General features: G+C 72.4%; 15 protein-coding genes and 1 pseudogene. 12 read left to right on the top strand and 4 right to left on the bottom strand.

Translation table 11 applies throughout. The annotated features are described in order from the left end of the window. The first annotated feature begins 27 nt into the window (after positions 1-27). The 4 genes from pruA (at position 28) to ACIF8S_RS30400 (ending at position 4671) form a co-directional block, all read left to right on the top strand. On the top strand, positions 28-1659 hold the full coding sequence (gene pruA, locus ACIF8S_RS30415; protein ID WP_400003420.1) for an L-glutamate gamma-semialdehyde dehydrogenase: 1632 nt from the start codon (positions 28-30) through the stop codon (positions 1657-1659). A gap of 321 nt (positions 1660-1980) precedes the next feature. Then, positions 1981-2112 (top strand): hypothetical protein, encoded by a 132-nt coding sequence (locus tag ACIF8S_RS30410; protein WP_106967124.1) that lies wholly within the window; start codon positions 1981-1983, stop codon positions 2110-2112. A gap of 177 nt (positions 2113-2289) precedes the next feature. Continuing rightward, positions 2290-3333 (top strand): 3-isopropylmalate dehydrogenase, encoded by a 1044-nt coding sequence (locus ACIF8S_RS30405; RefSeq protein WP_400003418.1) that lies wholly within the window; start codon positions 2290-2292, stop codon positions 3331-3333. Between the two features lie 249 nt (positions 3334-3582). Continuing rightward, entirely contained in the window at positions 3583-4671 is a 1089-nt protein-coding gene (locus ACIF8S_RS30400; RefSeq protein WP_400003416.1) for a branched-chain amino acid aminotransferase, read from the top strand. An 85-nt stretch (positions 4672-4756) separates the two neighbouring features. On the opposite strand, the pseudogene ACIF8S_RS30395 reads toward ACIF8S_RS30400, so the two are convergent. Further along, positions 4757-6152, bottom strand: a pseudogene (locus tag ACIF8S_RS30395) (cytosine permease). Positions 6153-6311: 159 nt separating this feature from the next. Between ACIF8S_RS30395 and ureA the strand changes: the two are divergent. From ureA to ACIF8S_RS30360, 7 genes are all read left to right on the top strand, one after another. Then, positions 6312-7031 carry an urease subunit gamma gene (gene ureA, locus ACIF8S_RS30390; protein ID WP_400003414.1) on the top strand — a complete coding sequence of 240 codons (720 nt, stop codon included), beginning with the start codon at positions 6312-6314 and terminating at the stop codon, positions 7029-7031. Beyond that, a complete protein-coding gene (locus ACIF8S_RS30385; RefSeq protein ID WP_400003412.1) occupies positions 7028-8740 on the top strand; it encodes an urease subunit alpha in 1713 nt (570 codons plus the stop codon). The genes ureA and ACIF8S_RS30385 overlap by 4 nt, the downstream gene beginning before the upstream one ends. 8 nt (positions 8741-8748) lie before the next feature. Further along, positions 8749-9798, top strand: a complete 1050-nt coding sequence (locus ACIF8S_RS30380) for an agmatine/peptidylarginine deiminase (RefSeq protein WP_400003410.1) — start codon at positions 8749-8751, stop codon at positions 9796-9798. Between the two features lie 9 nt (positions 9799-9807). After that, positions 9808-10068, top strand: a complete 261-nt coding sequence (locus tag ACIF8S_RS30375) for a hypothetical protein (RefSeq protein ID WP_400003408.1) — start codon at positions 9808-9810, stop codon at positions 10066-10068. A 56-nt stretch (positions 10069-10124) separates the two neighbouring features. Beyond that, a complete protein-coding gene (locus tag ACIF8S_RS30370; protein WP_400003522.1) occupies positions 10125-10670 on the top strand; it encodes a TetR/AcrR family transcriptional regulator in 546 nt (181 codons plus the stop codon). Positions 10671-11011: 341 nt separating this feature from the next. Next, positions 11012-12613, top strand: coding sequence for a citramalate synthase (gene cimA, locus ACIF8S_RS30365; protein WP_400003406.1), 1602 nt, complete (start codon positions 11012-11014; stop codon positions 12611-12613). Positions 12614-12749: 136 nt separating this feature from the next. Next, the gene (locus ACIF8S_RS30360; RefSeq protein WP_349790987.1) at positions 12750-14108 is read left to right on the top strand and encodes a hypothetical protein; all 1359 of its coding nucleotides are present in this window, start codon (positions 12750-12752) and stop codon (positions 14106-14108) included. Positions 14109-14299: 191 nt separating this feature from the next. Here the strand turns inward: ACIF8S_RS30360 and ACIF8S_RS30355 are convergent, their stop codons facing one another. Both ACIF8S_RS30355 and hpnR read right to left on the bottom strand, forming a co-directional pair. Next, on the bottom strand, positions 14300-14902 hold the full coding sequence (locus tag ACIF8S_RS30355) for a YceI family protein (protein ID WP_400003404.1): 603 nt from the start codon (positions 14900-14902) through the stop codon (positions 14300-14302). Positions 14903-15048: 146 nt separating this feature from the next. After that, positions 15049-16548 (bottom strand): hopanoid C-3 methylase HpnR, encoded by a 1500-nt coding sequence (gene hpnR, locus ACIF8S_RS30350; RefSeq protein ID WP_400003403.1) that lies wholly within the window; start codon positions 16546-16548, stop codon positions 15049-15051. Positions 16549-16848: 300 nt separating this feature from the next. Here hpnR and ACIF8S_RS30345 point away from each other — a divergent pair, with 300 nt between their 5' ends. Beyond that, on the top strand, positions 16849-17697 hold the full coding sequence (locus tag ACIF8S_RS30345) for an SDR family oxidoreductase (RefSeq protein WP_215211340.1): 849 nt from the start codon (positions 16849-16851) through the stop codon (positions 17695-17697). 42 nt (positions 17698-17739) lie between these two features. Here the strand turns inward: ACIF8S_RS30345 and ACIF8S_RS30340 are convergent, their stop codons facing one another. Next, entirely contained in the window at positions 17740-17901 is a 162-nt protein-coding gene (locus tag ACIF8S_RS30340; RefSeq protein ID WP_400003401.1) for a hypothetical protein, read from the bottom strand. Between the last annotated feature and the right edge of the window lie 503 nt (positions 17902-18404).

Genomic DNA, 18404 nt, shown 5'->3' with positions numbered 1-18404 from the left:
CCGCTCACACAAGGAGTTACGGAACCCATGGACGCTGTGACCCAGGTCCCCACCCCCGTCAACGAGCCGGTGCACGGCTACGCCCCGGGCACCCCCGAGCGGGCCCGGCTGGAGGCCAAGCTCAAGGAGCTGGCCGACAACCCGGTCGACCTGCCCTGCACCATCGGCGGTGAGAAGCGGATGGGCGGCGGCGAGCGCTTCGACGTCGTGCAGCCGCACAACCACAAGGCCCGCCTCGGCACCTACGCCAACGCCACCCAGCAGGACGCCCAGGACGCCATCGACGCGGCCCTCGCCGCCGCCCCCGCCTGGCGCGCGATGTCCTTCGACGACCGCGCGGCCATCATCCTGCGCGCCGCCGAGCTGCTGGCCGGCCCCTGGCGCGAGACCATCGCCGCCTCCACCATGCTGGGCCAGTCGAAGACCGCCCAGCAGGCCGAGATCGACAGCCCCTGCGAGCTGGTCGACTTCTGGCGCTTCAACGTCCACTACGCGCGAGGCATCCTCGCCGAGCAGCCCCCGGCCAACTCCCCGGGCGTGTGGAACCGGCTCGACCACCGGCCGCTGGAGGGCTTCGTCTACGCGATCACGCCCTTCAACTTCAGCGCCATCGCGGCCAACCTGCCCACCGCGCCCGCGCTGATGGGCAACGTCGTGGTGTGGAAGCCGTCCCCGACGCAGACCCATGCCGCCGTGCTGCTGATGCGGCTGCTGGAGGAGGCCGGACTGCCCAAGGGCGTCATCAACCTCGTCACCGGCGACGGCCTCGCCGTGTCGGAGGTGGCCCTCGCCCACCGCGACCTGGCGGGCATCCACTTCACCGGCTCGACCAAGACCTTCCAGCACCTGTGGAAGACGGTCGGCCAGAACATCGAGAAGTACCGCACCTACCCGCGTCTGGTCGGCGAGACCGGCGGCAAGGACTTCGTCGTCGCCCACCCGAGCGCCGACCCCGCGATCCTCAAGACCGCGCTGACCCGTGGCGCCTTCGAGTACCAGGGCCAGAAGTGCTCGGCCACCTCCCGCGCCTACATCCCGGCCTCGATCTGGAACTCCGGCTTCAAGGAGGAGTTCGCGGCCGAGGTGGACGGCATCGCGATGGGTGACGTCACCGACCTGTCCAACTTCATCGGCGCCGTCATCGACGAGCGGTCCTTCGCCAAGAACAAGGCCGCCATCGACCGCGCCCAGGAGGACCCGGCCTGCACGATCGTTGCGGGCGGCTCCTACGACGACTCGGTGGGGTACTTCGTGCGCCCGACCGTCATCGAGTGCACCGACCCGGAGAACGAGGTGTTCCGCACCGAGTACTTCGGCCCGATCCTCGCCGTGCACGTCTACGAGGACGACAAGTACGACGAGATGCTGACCCAGATGGAGTCGGTGTCGGACTACGCGCTCACCGGCTCGGTCGTCGCGAACGACCGCGCGGCGGCGGCGTACACGATGGAGAAGCTGCGCTACGCGGCCGGTAACTTCTACATCAACGACAAGTCGACCGGTGCCGTCGTCGGCCAGCAGCCCTTCGGCGGCGGCCGCGCCTCCGGCACCAACGACAAGGCCGGTGCCCCGCAGAACCTGATGCGCTGGACGCTGACCCGCGCCATCAAGGAGACGCTGGTCCCGCCGACCGACTACACGTACCCGCACATGGGCTGACGCCCATCCCGGACGCGAACGGGCCAGGTCACCCCCCGACCTGGCCCCTTCGTCCGTCCGCATCCGGAAAAACACCAGGTCAGAAGGGTGTGACCCACTCCACCGTCTCAGATAGTAGGAAGCCCAAGTAATTGTGCAGACAGATGCTTCCGGCGCCCTTACTTTTGTAGGAGCCGAACGCATCGCTCGATCCAGCGAACGGCGGTCGTGAGCCGGCCCCACGCAGGCGACCCCTGTGGCCGAGGCTCCCCGCCCCTTCCGGCGTCTCGTCACCCTCCGCGCACCCGCATCCCTCCGCGCTTCCGAAGGAGTCGATCAGCCATGCCCGAGACGACCGCCCGCCGCCGCGTCCGCCGCTCCGTCCGCAGCGCCGAGAACGACCGCAAGAACGCCGCCGCCGCCCTGCAGCGCGCCCTCGACCGCCGGGACAACGGCGGCTCGACGGGTCACTGACCGGCAGTCCGACCGGGCCGCTGACCACGGGCCGACCGGCCGCTGACCGCAGGCCGACCGGCCGCTGACCGGCGGCCCGGCCGGTCGCCGGCCTGCCCAACAGGGTGCTGACACGCCCGGCTGTCCGTATGCCGGACGTCGCATGTCATCCCGTGGGACGAGGAGTAGGGTTCCCGCATGTCTCGCAGCATCAATCTCGCAGTGATCCCCGGTGACGGCATCGGCCAGGAGGTCGTGGCCGAAGGCCTGAAGGTCCTCTCCGCCGTCCTTCCGCAGGATGTGAAGCTGGAGACCAAGGAGTTCGACTTCGGCGCCCGGCGCTACCACGCCACCGGTGAGACCCTCACGGACGCCGACCTCGACGCGCTCAAGCGGCACGACGCGATCCTGCTCGGCGCCATCGGCGACCCGAGCGTCCCCTCCGGGGTCCTCGAGCGGGGCTTCCTGCTCAAGCTCCGCTTCGCCTTCGACCACCACGTCAACCTGCGGCCCTCGAAGCTCCTCCCGGGCGTCGCCACACCGCTCGCCGGACAGCCCGAGATCGACTTCGTGGTCGTCCGCGAGGGCACCGAGGGCCCCTACACGGGCAACGGCGGCACCATCCGCAAGGGCACCGAGCACGAGGTCGCCACCGAGGTCTCCGTCAACACGGCCTTCGGTGTCGAGCGCGTCGTCCGGGACGCCTTCGAGCGCGCCCAGGCCCGCCCGCGCAAGAAGCTGACGCTGGTCCACAAGAACAACGTGCTGACCTTCGCCGGCCACCTGTGGACAAACGTCTTCAACAAGGTGGCCGAGGAGTACCCGGACGTCACCACCGACTACATCCACGTCGACGCCGCCACCATCTACCTGGTCACCGACCCGGCCCGGTTCGACGTCATCGTCACCGACAACCTCTTCGGCGACATCATCACCGACCTCGCCGCGGCCGTCTCCGGCGGCATCGGCGTCGCGGCCTCCGGCAACATCAACCCGAGCCGCGCGTTCCCGTCCATGTTCGAGCCCGTGCACGGCTCGGCCCCGGACATCGCCGGACAGGGCAAGGCGGACCCCACCGCCACGGTCCTGTCCGTCGCGCTCCTGCTGCGCCACCTCGGCCACGACGCCGAGGCCGCCCGCATCGAGGACGCCGTCTCCGCCGACCTCGCGGAACGCGGTGGCCTGCCCGCCCGCAGCACCTCTCAGATCGGCGACGCGCTCGCCGCACGAGTAGCCGGCTGACCCGGCGCCACCTCGACACCACTCGAAGCCGCCGGGTCGCATCCGCATCCGGCGGCTTCCTCTGTTCACCGCCGGGTGACGTCGACGACCACCGGGCCGCAATCACCCTGTTTCTTCCCCCGCCTCCGCCGGGCGATAATCGAACGCGGAGCCGCGGACTGAGGGAATGCTCGGACGTCCTGGTACTGGCCACGGGCCGTACGGGCGTGTGCGCGGCCCGTCACTACAACCGGTGAAGGACAAGCACTCATGACGACGCCCACGATCGAGCTCAAGCCCTCGGCCCACCCGCTCTCCGACGCGGAGCGCGAGGCGATCCTGGCCAGCCCCGGCTTCGGCCGCCACTTCACCGACCACATGGTGACGATCAAGTGGACCGAGGGCCGTGGCTGGCACGACGGCCAGCTCGTCCCGTACGCGCCGCTCTCCCTCGACCCGGCGACCACCGTGCTGCACTACGCGCAGGAGATCTTCGAGGGTCTCAAGGCCTACCGGCAGCCCGACGGCTCCGTCGCCACCTTCCGCCCCGAGAAGAACGCCGAGCGCTTCCAGCGCTCCGCCGCGCGCCTGGCCATGCCGGAGCTGCCGGTCGAGACCTTCATCGAGGCGTGCGACGCGCTGGTCGCCCAGGACCAGGCGTGGGTCCCGGCGCACGGCGGCGAGGAGTCGCTGTACCTGCGGCCCTTCATGATCGCCACCGAGGTCGGGCTGGGCGTGAAGCCCGCCAACGAGTACCTGTTCCTGGTGATCGCCTCCCCGGCCGGCGCCTACTTCCCGGGCGGCGTGAAGCCGGTGTCCATCTGGGTCTCCGAGGACCGTGTCCGCGCCGTCCCCGGCGGCATGGGCGACGCCAAGACGGGCGGCAACTACGCCGCCTCCCTGCTCGCGCAGGCCGAGGCGGCGGCCAAGGGCTGCGACCAGGTCTGCTACCTCGACGCGGTCGAGCACCAGTGGGTCGAGGAGCTGGGCGGCATGAACCTGTACTTCGTGTACGGGGACAAGATCGTCACGCCGGCCCTCACCGGGTCGATCCTGGAGGGCGTCACCCGTGACTCCCTGCTGGGCGTCGCCCGCGACCTCGGCTACGACGCCGTCGAGGGCCGCGTCTCCGTCGAGCAGTGGCAGCGCGACTCCGAGAACGGCAGCCTCACCGAGGTGTTCGCCTGCGGTACGGCCGCCGTCATCACGCCGGTCGGCACGGTGAAGCGCGCGAGCGGGGAGTGGCAGCAGGGCGGCGGCGAGCCCGGCGAGGTCACCGTCCGCCTCCGCCAGGCCCTCCTCGACATCCAGCGCGGCACGGTGGAGGACAAGCACGGCTGGATGCACAAGCTCGCCTGACGCATCGGGGGCCGGGGCAGACGCCCCGGCTCCCGGCCCGTCCCCTCCCGTCGCGGCGCCCCGGTCGTGCCGCCGATGCGGCGGGTCAGGCCGGCTCCTCCTCGCGTGCTCGTGCGGGGGTCGCCGGCGCCGTGAGCGTCGGGGTGGCGCGGGTGGTGAGCAGGTAGGTCACCGCCCCTGCCGCGCCCGACAGGAGGAAGCTCGCGTCCACTCCCCCCGTCAGGGTGACCAGCGGGCCCTCGTAGGAGGGGAGGGAGAGGGCCAGGAGGCCGACCGTCGAGCCCAGGGCCCAGGAGGCCGTCGCCGGGATGTTCCAGCCGGCGGTGTACCAGTAGACCCCGCCCCGCGTGCGGCGGTTGAAGACCTGGAGCGCGTCGGCGTCGTACACCCCTCCGCAGCGCACGGACCCGATCAGGGTGATCACCGCCCACGGGGTGCCGACCGCGGTGAGCAGCAGCACGAACGAGGTCATCGCGTCCTGCGCGGTCGAGAGGTGGTGGCCGGCGAAGACGCAGACCGTGGCGATCACGGCCACGACGTAGGTGGCCGTCGTGCGCGACGCGCGGGGCAGGATCGCGTCCAGGTCGAGCCCCATCGAGTACAGCATCAGCCCCGCGTTGCCGACCGAGCCCGCGGACGCGGCCAGCAGCAGCGGCAGCAGGTACCAGTCGGGGGCCGCGTCGACCAGCGGGCCGGCGTAGTCGAGGGCGGCGTGGGCCGCGTACGCCGTGAACGTACCGAAGAGCTGGGGCACCAGCAGCCCCAGCATCAGACCCAGCCAGGTCGCGCGCAGCACCCGCCGGGAGGAGAAGCGGGCGGGGGAGATGTACCGGGTGTAGTCACCGAGCAGGGTGATGAAGGCGATCGGTCCGGACAGCCCGGCGGCCACCGCGGCCAGCAGCCAGGTCGGCCAGAAGCCGTCCAGCAGATAGCCCCCGGCCTCGGGCAGCGCCTCGGTCGTGAAGCCGGGCGCGTAGGCGATCACCCCCAGGACCATCAGCGCCGTCATGCCGAACGCCAGCACCCGGGACACGGCGAGCAGCACCCGGTAGCCGTAGACCGCGCCGGCCACGGTCGCCGCCGCGAGCAGCGTGTACACCACGGTGTAGGACGTCCCGTCGGCCGGCAGCCCGAACAGCCACGGTCAGCGCGGTGTAGCCGAGCGCCAGCAGCAGCCCGACGACCGAGCCCACCAGCCGCCCCCGCACGCCGAACTGCGCGCCCGAGGAGGTCGACAGGTTGGTCGCGGTGCGCAGCGAGACGAGGGCCAGCGGTGCGGTGAACAGCGTGCCGACGACGGTGCCGGCCACCACCGAGGTGACCGACGACCACCAGTCCAGGCCGAAGGACGGCGGCAGCCAGCCGAAGACGATCACGCCCAGGCAGAGGTTGGACCCCAGCAGGATCGAGACGAGGTCACGTGGCCCGCTGGTGCGTTCCGCCTCGGGGATGGTGTCGACTCCGCGCAGTTCCCTCGGCATGGCTGGTCTCCTTCAACGGTCACCCGGCGTTCAGCTGTTTAGAGCGACGTTCAATGTGTCTTCTCTCAGTTCTTTCGTCAACGGTTCCGCGCAGAGAATCCAAGCTTTAGAGTGATGCTCTAACCGATGGCCGAGGGAAGGCAAGGAGGTGTTCACGGCGTGAGACTGACCCCGACGGAACGCGACCGGCTGCTGCTGTTCGGCGCGGCAGAGCTGGCCCGGGCCCGTCGCGCCCGCGGACTCAGGCTGAACGTCCCCGAGGCGACGGCGCTGATCGCCGACACCGTCTGCGAGGCCGCCCGGGACGGCGCGCGCCTGGCAGAGGCCGTGGAACGGGCGCGCTCGGTGCTCGGCCCGGACGACGTGCTGCCCGGGGTGGCCGACGTGGTCACCGAGGTGCACGTCGAGGCCGTCTTCGACGACGGCTCCCGGCTCGCGATCGTCGCCGAACCCATCGGGGGCGGCCTCGGCGAGGACGCCCCGGGCGCGCTGCTCCCCGGCCCCGCCCACGCGGACCCCGAGGCGGTGGCCACGCTGACCGTCACGAACACCGCCTCCGTGCCCGTCTCGGTCACCTCCCACTTCCACTTCTTCGAGGCCAACCCGCGCCTGGACTTCCCCCGGTCGGTCGCCTACGGCATGCGGCTCGCCGTGCCCGCCGGCTCGTCCGTGCGCTTCGGGCCGGGCGAGACCCGGCAGGTCGGTCTGGTGCCGATCGGCGGGGCCCGCGTCGCCGTCGGCTTCGCCGGACTGGTCGACGGCCCGCTGGACGCCCCGGGCGCCAAGGAGGAGGCGCTGCGCCGCGCGGCCGCCTGCGGCTACCTGGGCGCCACGGCCCCCGGCGACCACCCCGGCACCCCGGAAGGAGCCACACCATGAGCCGCACCCTGGGCCGCGGGACCGGCGAGTACGACGGCCTCGACCCGCACGCCTACGCCGCCACCCACGGCCCCCGGGCCGGTGACCGCCTCCGCCTCGGCGACTCCGGCCTGGTGATCCGCGTCGAGTCCGACGCCCAGCGGTACGGGGACGAGTTCCTCGCCGGGTTCGGCAAGACCGCCCGCGACGGACTGCACCTCAAGGCCGCCTCCGTGCACGAGACCTGTGACGTCGTCATCAGCAACGTGGTGGTGATCGACGCCGTCCTCGGCATCCGCAAGGTGTCCATCGGCATCCGGGAGGGCCGGATCAGCGCGATCGGGCGCGCCGGGAACCCCGACACCCTCGACGGCGTGGACGTCGTCGTCGGCACCGGCACCACGATCGTCTCCGGCGAGGGGCTCGTCGCCACCGCCGGCGCGGTCGACACCCACGTCCACCTGCTGTCGCCGCGCGTCATGGAGGCGTCCCTCGCCTCCGGGGTGACCACGATCGTCGGGCAGGAGTTCGGCCCGGTCTGGGGCGTCGGCGTCAACTCGCCCTGGGCGCTGCGCCACGCGTTCTCCGCCTTCGACGCCTGGCCGGTCAACATCGGCTTCCTCGGCCGGGGTTCGTCCTCCCACGCGGCCCCGCTGGTCGAGGCGCTCGCCGAGGGCGGCGCGTGCGGCTTCAAGGTGCACGAGGACATGGGCGCCCACACCCGCGCCCTGGACACCGCGCTGCGCGTCGCCGAGGAGCACGACGTCCAGGTGGCCCTGCACAGCGACGGCCTGAACGAGTTCCTGTCCGTGGAGGACACCCTCAAGGCGCTGGAGGGCCGCACCGTGCACGCCTTCCACATCGAGGGCTGCGGCGGCGGCCACGTCCCGAACGTGCTGAAGATGGCGGGCGTGCCGAACGTCATCGGCTCCTCCACCAACCCGACCCTGCCCTTCGGCCGGGACGCGGTCGCCGAGCACCACGGCATGATCGTTTCCGTCCACGACCTCAAGCCGGACCTGCCCGGCGACGCCGCCATGGCCCGTGACCGGGTCCGCGCCGGGACCATGGGCGCCGAGGACGTCCTGCACGACCTGGGCGCCATCGGCATCACCTCCTCCGACGCCCAGGGCATGGGCCGCGCCGGCGAGACCGTCCGCCGCACCTTCGCCATGGCCGGGAAGATGAAGACCGAGCTCGGCGCGGACGGCGACGACGACAACGAGCGGGTGCTGCGCTACATCGCCAAACTCACCGTCAACCCGGCGATCGCGCACGGCCTGGCCCACGAGGTCGGCTCCCTCGAACCGGGCAGGCTCGCCGACATCGTGCTGTGGCGCCCGGAGTACTTCGGGGCGAAGCCGCAGCTGGTGCTCAAGTCCGGCTTCCCCGCGTACGGCGTCACCGGCGACCCCAACGCGGCCACCGACACCTGCGAACCCCTCGTCCTCGGACCGCAGTTCGGCGCGTACGGGGCCACGTCCGCCGACCTGTCGGTGGCGTTCGTCGCCCGCGCCGCCGTCGAGCAGGGGCACGACACGATGCCCACCCGGCGCCGCCGCGTCGCCGTGCGCGGCACCCGCGGCATCGGGCCCGCCGACCTGCTCCGCAACTCCCGCACCGGCTGCGTCGACGTCGACCCGCGCACCGGTCTGGTCACCCTCGACGGGGAGCCGCTGCGCTCCCGGCCCGCCGACGCGGTCTCCCTGAACCGCCTCTACTTCCTCTGAGGACCCAGATGAACACGCCCGCCTCCGACGGCTTCCGCATGCCCGCCGAGTGGACCCCGCACGAGCGCACCTGGATGGCCTGGCCCGGCCCGAACCCCACCTTCGCCGAACCGGGCGACCTGGCCGCGGCCCGCACCGCGTGGGCCGGGGTCGCCCGCGCCGTGCGCCGCTTCGAGCCGGTCACCGTGGTGTGCGGCCCGGGCCAGGAAGCGCAGGCGCGCCGGCTGCTCGGCCCCGGCATCGACACCGTGGAGCGGGAGCTGGACGACGCGTGGATGCGGGACGTCGGGCCCACCTTCCTCACCGACGGCGCGGGCCGGCTGGCCGCCGTGGACTGGACGTTCAACGGCTGGGGCGCCCAGGAGTGGGCCCGCTGGGAGCACGACGCGAAGATCGCCGCACACGTCGCGGACCTCGCCGGGGCGCGGACGTACGCCACGGACCTCGTCAACGAGGGCGGCGGCATCCACGTCGACGGCGAGGGGACCGTGCTGCTCACCGAGACGGTCCAGCTCGGTCCCGAGCGCAATCCCGGCCGGACCCGGGCCGAGGTCGAGGCGGAGGTCCACGCCCACCTCGGCACCAGCAAGGCGATCTGGCTGCCACGCGGCCTGACCGCCGACTATCCGCCCCACGGCTTCGGCACCCTGGGCCACGTCGACATCGTCGCCGCCTTCGCCCGGCCCGGTGTGGTCGTCGCCCACCACCAGCCCGACCCGGCCCACCCGGACCACGAGGTCACCCGGGAGGTCATCGGCCTGCTGCGGGGGGAGACGGACGCGCGGGGCCGGCGCCTGGAGGTCGTCGAGGTGCCCGCCCCGACCGTGCTGGAGGCGGACGGCCACTGGGCCGACTACTCCTACATCAACCACTACCTGTGCAACGGCGGCGTGGTGCTCTGCGGCTTCGACGACCCCCGCGACGAGGTCGCCGCCGGCATCTTCCGCCGCCTCTTCCCGGACCGCGCGGTCGCCCAGGTGGACGCCCGGACGGTCTTCGCGGGCGGCGGCGGCATCCACTGCATCACCCAGCAGCAGCCGAGAACCACGGTCCGGTAGAACGTACGGGTGAACGTACTGCTCTGCGCGACCAGCGGGACCCGGCTGACCGAACCGGTCGGGCGGCTCGACGAGATGCCCGAGTACCCCGGCCGGACGTCCGACGACCGGGGCTTCCTGGGCTCCGAGGGGCCGTGCGGCACGTACGTGCCGCACCCGGACGACGTCGTGCGCGCCGGCCCGCACCCCGACTCACGCCGTCCCAGCGGGTGCCGCGGTCTCGACGGACACAAGGGCCCGGACGCCGTCCCGGTGGAGGCCGCTCCGTGACCGCAGCCCGTCGTCGTACGCCCGCGCCGCCGCGTGAGGACGTGCTCGCCGCCGCCATGGCGATGATCGCCGAGCGCGGTCTGGAACAGCTCACCATGGCGGCGCTCGGCCGCGAGGTCGGGATGAGCAGCGGACACCTGCTCTACTACTTCGGGTCCAAGGACGAGTTGCTGCTGCGCACCCTGGAGTGGAGCGAGGGACGCCTGGGTGCCGAACGGGCCCGGCTGCTCGCCCGCACCGGCACCGCCCGCGCCCGCCTCGACGCGTACGTGGAGCTGTACGTGCCCGACGGACACCGCGACCCGCACTGGACGCTGTGGCTGGAGGTGTGGAACCGCTCGCAGAACGCGGAGGCCGAGGCGCGCGACCGCCAGGCCGCGATCGAGGGCGCCTGGCACCGCGACCTGGTGGCGCTGCTCGCCGAGGGCGTCTCCCGGGGCGAGTTCCGCACGGTCGACGCCGACCGCTACGCCGCCCGGCTGCGCGCGCTGCTCGACGGCCTGTCCATCCACGTGGCGATCGGCCTGCGCGGCACCGACCGGCCCCAGGTCCTGGAGCACGTGCGGGAATTCCTCGACGAGACACTGCTCGCGGAGGGCTGAGAACGGACGGCGCACCCGGTACGGCGTCTCACCGCACCCGGTGCGCCGCCCGCATCCTGAGACGGACGGTGAACGCGCGGGCGGTGTGTGCCAAAATCCCCCCGTGCTCTCGTTCGCCACGATTATTGGCAGCAGGCGCGCCGGTCCGCAGTGACCGCACGTACGACACCGTACGGGCGGACACCGTCGTCCTCGACCCGCGCGCAGACCTCTCGCACCCGCGAGAGGTTTTTCTGTTTCCTGGCCCACCCACAGCCGGGAACCGGGCGCGCGGGACCATGGGGGAACGGTGGAACCGGTCATTCCGGTAGACCGAGATCCAATACAGGAGCCTTCAGACCATGACCGCACCCAGCGAGCCCGACGACTCGTTCCACGTCTTCGACACCACCCTGCGCGACGGCGCCCAGCGTGAGGGCATCAACCTCACGGTCGCCGACAAGCTGGCCATCGCACGGCACCTGGACGAGTTCGGCGTGGGCTTCATCGAAGGCGGCTGGCCCGGCGCCAACCCCCGCGACACCGAGTTCTTCGCCCGCGCCCGGCAGGAGATCGAGTTCCGCCACGCCCAGCTGGTCGCCTTCGGGGCCACCCGCCGCGCCGGCACCACCGCCGGCCAGGACCCGCAGGTGAAGGCGCTGCTCGACTCCGGCGCGCCCGTGATCACGCTCGTCGCCAAGTCCCACGACCGCCATGTCGAGCTCGCGCTGCGCACCACCCTCGACGAGAACCTCGCGATGGTCCGCGACACGGTCTCCCACCTCAAGGCGCAGGGCCGCCGCGTCTTCGTCGACTGCGAGCACTTCTTCGACGGCTACCGCGCCAACCCCGAGTACGCCAAGGCCGTCGTCCGCGCCGCCTCCGAGGCCGGAGCCGACGTCGTCGTCCTGTGCGACACCAACGGCGGCATGCTCCCGGCGCAGATCCAGGCCGTCGTCGCCACCGTGCTGGCCGACACCGGCGCCCGGCTCGGCATCCACGCCCAGGACGACACCGGCTGCGCGGTCGCCAACACCCTGGCCGCCGTCGACGCGGGCGCCACACACGTGCAGTGCACCGCCAACGGATACGGCGAGCGGGTCGGCAACGCCAACCTGTTCCCGGTCGTCGCCGCCCTGGAGCTGAAGTACGGCAAGAGGGTCCTGCCTGACGGCCGGCTGCGCGAGATGACCCGCATCTCCCACGCCATCGCCGAGGTCGTCAACCTCACCCCCTCCACCCACCAGCCCTACGTCGGCGTCTCGGCCTTCGCCCACAAAGCCGGACTGCACGCCTCCGCGATCAAGGTCGACCCCGACCTGTACCAGCACATCGACCCCGAGCAGGTCGGCAACACCATGCGGATGCTGGTCTCCGACATGGCCGGCCGCGCCTCCATCGAGCTCAAGGGCAAGGAGCTCGGCATCGACCTCGGCGGCGACCGCGAACTGGTCGGCCGGGTCGTGGAGCGGGTCAAGGAGCGCGAGCTCAAGGGCTACACCTACGAGGCCGCCGACGCCTCCTTCGAACTGCTGCTGCGCGCCGAGGCCGAGGGCAGGCCGCTGAGGTACTTCGAGGTCGAGTCGTGGCGGGCGATCGTCGAGGACCGCCCCGACGGCACCCACGCCAACGAGGCCACCGTGAAGCTGTGGGCGAAGAGCGAGCGCATCGTCGCCACCGCCGAGGGCAACGGCCCGGTCAACGCCCTCGACCGCGCCCTGCGCGTCGCCCTGGAGAAGATCTACCCCCAGCTCGCCAAGCTGGAGCTGGTCGACTACAAGGTGCGCATCCTGGAGGGCAAGCACGGCACCCAGTCCACGACCCGGGTGCTGATCTCCACCTCCGACGGGGAGGGCGAGTGGTCGACGGTGGGCGTCGCGGAGAACGTCATCGCCGCCTCCTGGCAGGCCCTGGAGGACGCCTACACCTACGGACTGCTGCGCGCCCAGGTCGAACCCGCCTGACCCGGGCCCGGCGCGGCCGACGTCTTCCGGACGAAAGGCCACCGGAGCGTGTCCTGAGGACACGGACCGGCGGGCGGTTTCAACGCCCACCGGTCCGGATGTCCGTTTCCAGGCGTATTCAGGTAGCTTCGAAGGTATGAAGGCCGCATCGACGCGTACCCTCCTCCGCCTGCTGATCCTGCCGGTGGCCGCCGCATTGGCGGTCCTGATGGCCGGCGCGCCGGGGGCGCAGGCGGCCACGGACCTCTCCGTCGTCGCCGAGAAGCTCCGCGACAGTCCCGTCTACGTCGACCCCGCCGCCCGCGACATCCTGTCGGCGTCCGACGCCGAGGCCCTCGCCGACAAGATCGAGGACGCCGACAAGCCGATCTTCATCGCGGTCCTCCCGGCGGACTTCCCCACCCAGAACCTCTTCCGCGAGCTGCGCACCGAGACCGGCGTCACCGGGCTGTACGGCGTGCGGCTCGGCGACCGGTTCGACGCCCGGGCCGACAGCAGCGTGCTGAGCCGGCAGGGCGTGTCCAACCTGGTCGGGTCGGTGCAGAGCGCCGGGGACGCCAAGGCCCAGCTGAACGACTTCGTCGACAGCGCCGTGCGCAACATCGGCGGCGGCGCTCCCACCTCCTGGAACGACGGGTCCGGTGACGTCCCGGTCGGTGGTCTGATCACCGTCGGCGCGCTGGTCGCGGCAGGCGGAGCGGGCGCGTACGCGCTGTCCCGCCGCCGCAGGCTCCGCCACGAGGAGGAGCAGCGGGCCGCTCTGGAGAAGCTGCGGGTCGTGGTGGACGAGGACATCACCGCGTTCGGCGAGGAACTCGACCGTCTCGACTTCCACCCGGGCGAGCCCGGCGCCGACGACGCGATGCGCGCGGACTACGAGCGCGCGCTGGACGCCTATGAGCAGTCCAAGTCGTACATGGCGGCCGCCGGCAAACCGGAGGACGTCCGGGCGGTGACCCAGGCCGTGGAGGACGGCCGGTTCGCGCTCGCCTCGCTGGCCGCCCGCCGTGAGGGCAGGCCGGTGCCGGACCGCCGCCCGCCCTGCTTCTTCGACCCGCGCCACGGACCCTCCGTCGCCGACGCCCGGTGGACGCCGCCCGGTGGGACCGAGCGCGAGGTGCCGGTGTGCGCGGCCGACCAGGCCCGCCTGGCCGACGGCCGGGACCCCGCCGTCCGCGAGGTCGACACCGAGTACGGCCGCCGTCCCTACTGGGAGGCCGGGCCCGCGTACGGCCCCTGGGCCGGCGGCTACTTCGGCGGCGGCCTGCTGCCCGGCCTACTCGTCGGCACCCTGCTCGGCGGCGTGATGGCCGGCCCCGGCTACGCGGCCGACTACGGTTCCGGCTACGGGGACTTCGGCGGCGGCTATGGCGGCGGCGACGTCTCGGGCGCCGACTTCGACCCCGGTGACTTCGGGGGCGGGTTCGGCGGAGGCGGGGACTTCGGCGGAGGCGGCGGCTTCGGTGGCGGCGGCGACTTCGGCGGAGGGTTCTGACCGGCACCACCCGCGGCCCCGGGGGCTCCCCCGGGGCCGCGGGTGGTGCCCGCACACGGCCCGCTGGTGGTCCCCGCACACGGCCCGCTGACCTGCTGGTGCCCGCACGCGCGAGCGCCCGCCCTCCCGCACAGGGTGCCGGGGAGCGGGCGCGCTCGGGCGCGGGGCGTCGACGACCGCCGCGAGGGGCGTCAGGCCTTGCGGATCGCCGAGATGTCGAAGTTCAGCTTGATCTTGTCCGACACCAGCACGCCGCCCGTCTCCAGGCCGGCGTTCCAGGTCAGGCCCCACTCGGAGCGCAGGATCTCGGTCCTGCCCTCGAAGCCGACGCGCTCGTTGCCGAACGGGTCCTTCGCTGCGCCGTTGAACTCCAGGTCGATGGTGATCGGCCGGGTGGTGCCCAGGATGCTCAGATCACCGGTGATCCGGTAGTCGTCGCCGCCCAGGGCCTCGGCCTTGGTGGAGCGGAACGTCATCGTCGGGAACTCGTCCGTCTTGAAGAAGTCCGCGCTCTTCAGGTGACCGTCACGGTCGGCGTTGCCCGTGTCGATGCTGTCCATCACCACGTCGAGCGTGGCCGTGGAGCGGCTCGGGTCGGAGCCGTCGAGCTGCAGGGTGCCGGTGAAGTCCTTGAAACTGCCCTTCACGTTGGTGACCATCGCGTGGCGCGCCACGAAACCGATCGTGGTGTGCGCCGGGTCGATCGTGTACTCGCCGGTCAGCGCGGCCAGGTCCGGGCTCACCGCGGAGTCGGTGGTGCCGTTGTCGTTGTCCTTGCGGCCGAAGAGACCCATGGTGTTCCTCCTGGGGAGATCACGTTGAATGTTCAACTAACTCAACACGGCCCACCGTAGACCCATTCCCTTCAAAGTTCAACATCTTTCGGGGAAGGTGTCGTGATCCCTCGCTCGAACGAGTGATAGTGATCGGCCGGGCCCGCCTAGTCGGGCGTGCGGCGGGTCGGAGCGCCCTGCGTCCCGCCCCGGGTGTGGACGTACAGCTTGCGCCGGTCGCCCACGTCCAGCCGCTGGGGGAGCGGCAGTTCGTGACGCACCGGACGCGCGTGGTCGGCGAGCTGCCGGCGCGGGTTGTACACCTGGTTGAACTTCCACAGCATGCGGGCGAAGTTCGTCTGCCCGTGCGCCAGGTTGCGGGTCAGTACGCGCGCCGCCCCGAACGCCGTGCGCAGCCCCAGGTGCTTGCGGTTGATGACCGCCTGGGTGCGCACCAGCTCCTCGTAGAAGCGGTCCAGGGGCAGCGTGGTCGGCACCACCGCGTGCTGGATGTCGAACAGCCGGTAGTCGCGGGTGGTGAGGCGGCGCGACTCGGTGTGCCAGATCTCCGTCCCCGGGTACGGCGTCATCACCGTGAAGTGCACGATCTCGGGCACGGCCAGCGCGAACTCCCGCACCACCCGGAACCGCTCCTCGTCCCACGCCGGGTCCACGATCAGGTTGATGGCGACCCGGATGCCCATCCGGCGGGCCACCTCCAGCGCCTTCAGGTTCTCGTCGGGGCTGATCCGCTTGCGGTACAGGTCCAGCCCCTCGGCGTCGATCGCCTCCATGCCGAGGAACATGTACCGCAGCCCCAGCCGTGCCCAGCGCTCGAACACCTCGGGGTGGCGCAGCAGCACGTCGGCGCGGGTCTCCAGGTAGTACTGCTTGCGGATGCCGCGCCGCTCCACCTCGGCCGCGATCGCGTTCCCGTGCTCGGGCCGGATGAACGCCACGTCGTCGACGATGAACACGTTCGGCTCGCGGATCCGCGCCAGGTCCTCCGCCGCCGCCTCGGGAGACGCCTTGCGGTAGCTGCGGCCGTAGAAGGTCCACGCCGAACAGAACGAGCAGTCCCAGGGGCAGCCGCGGGTGAACTCGATCGAGGCGCACGGGTCCAGCTCCCCGATGAAGTAGCGGCGCCTGCCGCGCATCAGGTCCCGGGCCGGGAGCGGGGTGTCGATGCCGTGCAGCATCAGCGGGGCCGGGCCCCGCCCCGACGCCGTGACGACGCCCGGCACCCCGTCCACCCCGCCGTCCCGCACCGCCTCCAGCAGCGGTGCCACGGCCGGCTCGCCCTCCCCGCGCACCACGGCGTCGACAGCTCCCCCCGCCTGCTCGACGACCTCCTCGGCGACGAAGGAGACGCTGTGGCCGCCGAGGAACACGAAGCAGCCCGGCACCTCCTCCTTCACCCGCTCCGCCAGCCGGATCGCCTCCGGGATGTTCGCCAGGTAGTTCAGCGAGATGCCGAGCGCCTCCGGACGGAACGCGCGCACCTCGTCGCGCAGCCGCCGCACGCTCAGCACCTGCAGATCCACCACCCGGACCTCGTGACCCGCCTCGCGCGCGGCACCGGCCACCCGCTCCAGACCCAGGGGTTCGAGCCGGAGGAAGATCTCGGAGTACATCAGGGCGCTGGGGTGGACGAGCAGCAGACGCATCAGGGGTACCTCGCCACGGAGCCGGGATCGGAGCTGGACGTCCCTTTCGTAACCCGGCGCGGCGCGGCGCGTACTGCCCGTACGCCCGCATGGCCGCACCCGGCGGCCCGCAGGAGTGGTCCTGCGGCGCGGCGCGCGGGACCCGCGACCGCCCGCGTCCCGCCCGCTCACCGGCGGCCGCGCGCACCGGCGGGACGCCGCCGCGGCTGCCGCGAACGGGCCGCTGCGCTGGCAGACGCACCGCACCAGGGGTGTCCTGGATGGCGAGGCCCGCAGCGACAGCGCATGGGAGACCGACTCGTGACCACCACCGGCTCCGATTCCACCTACGACCCCCCGGCGGATCCCGCCGCCTCCGCCGTCCCCACCGGGGCGGCGGCCCCCGGACAGGGCCCGCCCCCCACGGACCGGCGGGTCGCCCTCGTCACCGGCGCGTCCTCGGGGATCGGCGCGGCCACCGCCCGGCGCTTCGCCGCCGGCGGCTGGCACCTGCTGCTCAGCGGGCGCGACCGGCGACGGCTGGAGGAGACCGCCTCCGGCACGTCCGCCGTCCTCCTGCCCGCCGACCTCGCCGCCCCGGACGGGGCGAAGATGCTGGCCGAGGCCGCGCTGCGGGAGGCGGGACGCGTCGACCTGCTGATCGCCGGGGCGGGCATCGGCTGGGCGGGGCCCTTCCTGACCATGCCGCACACCGACATCGACCGGGTGCTCTTCCTCGACCTCAACGCCACCCTCCACCTGGTCCGCGAGGTGCTGCCCGCCATGGTTGCCTCGGGCGGCGGCCGGGTGGTGCTGGTCGGGTCGGTGGCCGGTTCGGTGGGCGTGCGTGAGGAGGCGGTGTACTCCGCCGCCAAGGCCGGACTGGCCGCCTTCGCCGAGGCGCTCCGGCAGGAGCTGCGCGGCACCGGTGTGGGCGTCACGCTGGTCGTGCCCGGGCCGGTCGAGACCGGCTTCTTCGCCCGCCGGGGCCGGCCGTACCACCGCTCCCGGCCACGCCCCACCTCGCCCGGCCGGGTCGCGGCGGCCGTGTGGGACGCGGTCGGCGAGGCCCGCGACGACACCTACATCCCGTCCTGGCTCACCCTCCCCGCCCGGGTCCGCGCCCTCACCCCCGGCCTCTACCGCAAGCTGCTCAACCGCTTCGGCTGACCCCGGCCGCGGCCCCGGACCCGGTGCCCGCGGGCGTGTCCCCTACTGCCCGGGGCCGCCGGGTAGGGTCCCCGCGTTCTCGGCGCGGAGGGCGGCGCCGCGATGGGCCGTGCCGTACACGGACTGGTTCTGGCCCACGGTCGACCCGTACCGCCTGCGCGGCACCACCGTCTCCGCCCGGCCGGTGTACTGCTGCGCCGTCAAGGGCGTACTGTCACCCTCGGCGTGAGCGAGCCGACCCGAACGGGCGAACCGGTGGAGGTCGAACGGGATCACCCGGTGAGGCAGGTGCTCAGGGCTCCCGAGTCCGTGGAAAGGCTGGCCACCGGACCCCGGCTGCGGCTGCGCGTCACTCCGGGGGAGGTATGCGGGGCGCGCACATGTGAGGCGGCTCTCAGCTGACGGCTTTGTACGACCCCCACAAGCGCGAGGGCCTCTGAGCAGTCGGAACGCCTGCATGACCCCAAGGTTCTGTTCAGTGCTACCAGGAAAACGACCTGGAGACTGTGAGGAGTCGACGGCTCGCAATCAGCGCCGGGCTTCGTAAGGTCACTACATGACCGTTTTGGATGAGGCGCCGGGTGAGCCGACCGACGCGCACGGACGCGTGGCCGAGCTGCACGAGATCCGTGCCCAGGCACTGGCCGGCCCGAGCGAGAAGGCGACCCGGGCGCAGCATGCCAAGGGCAAGCTGACCGCGCGGGAGC

Origin of the sequence: Streptomyces sp. NPDC085937 (assembly GCF_044540535.1) — a bacterium.
Lineage (GTDB): Bacteria > Actinomycetota > Actinomycetes > Streptomycetales > Streptomycetaceae > Streptomyces.
This window is presented reverse-complemented; position numbering and strand designations above follow the sequence as displayed.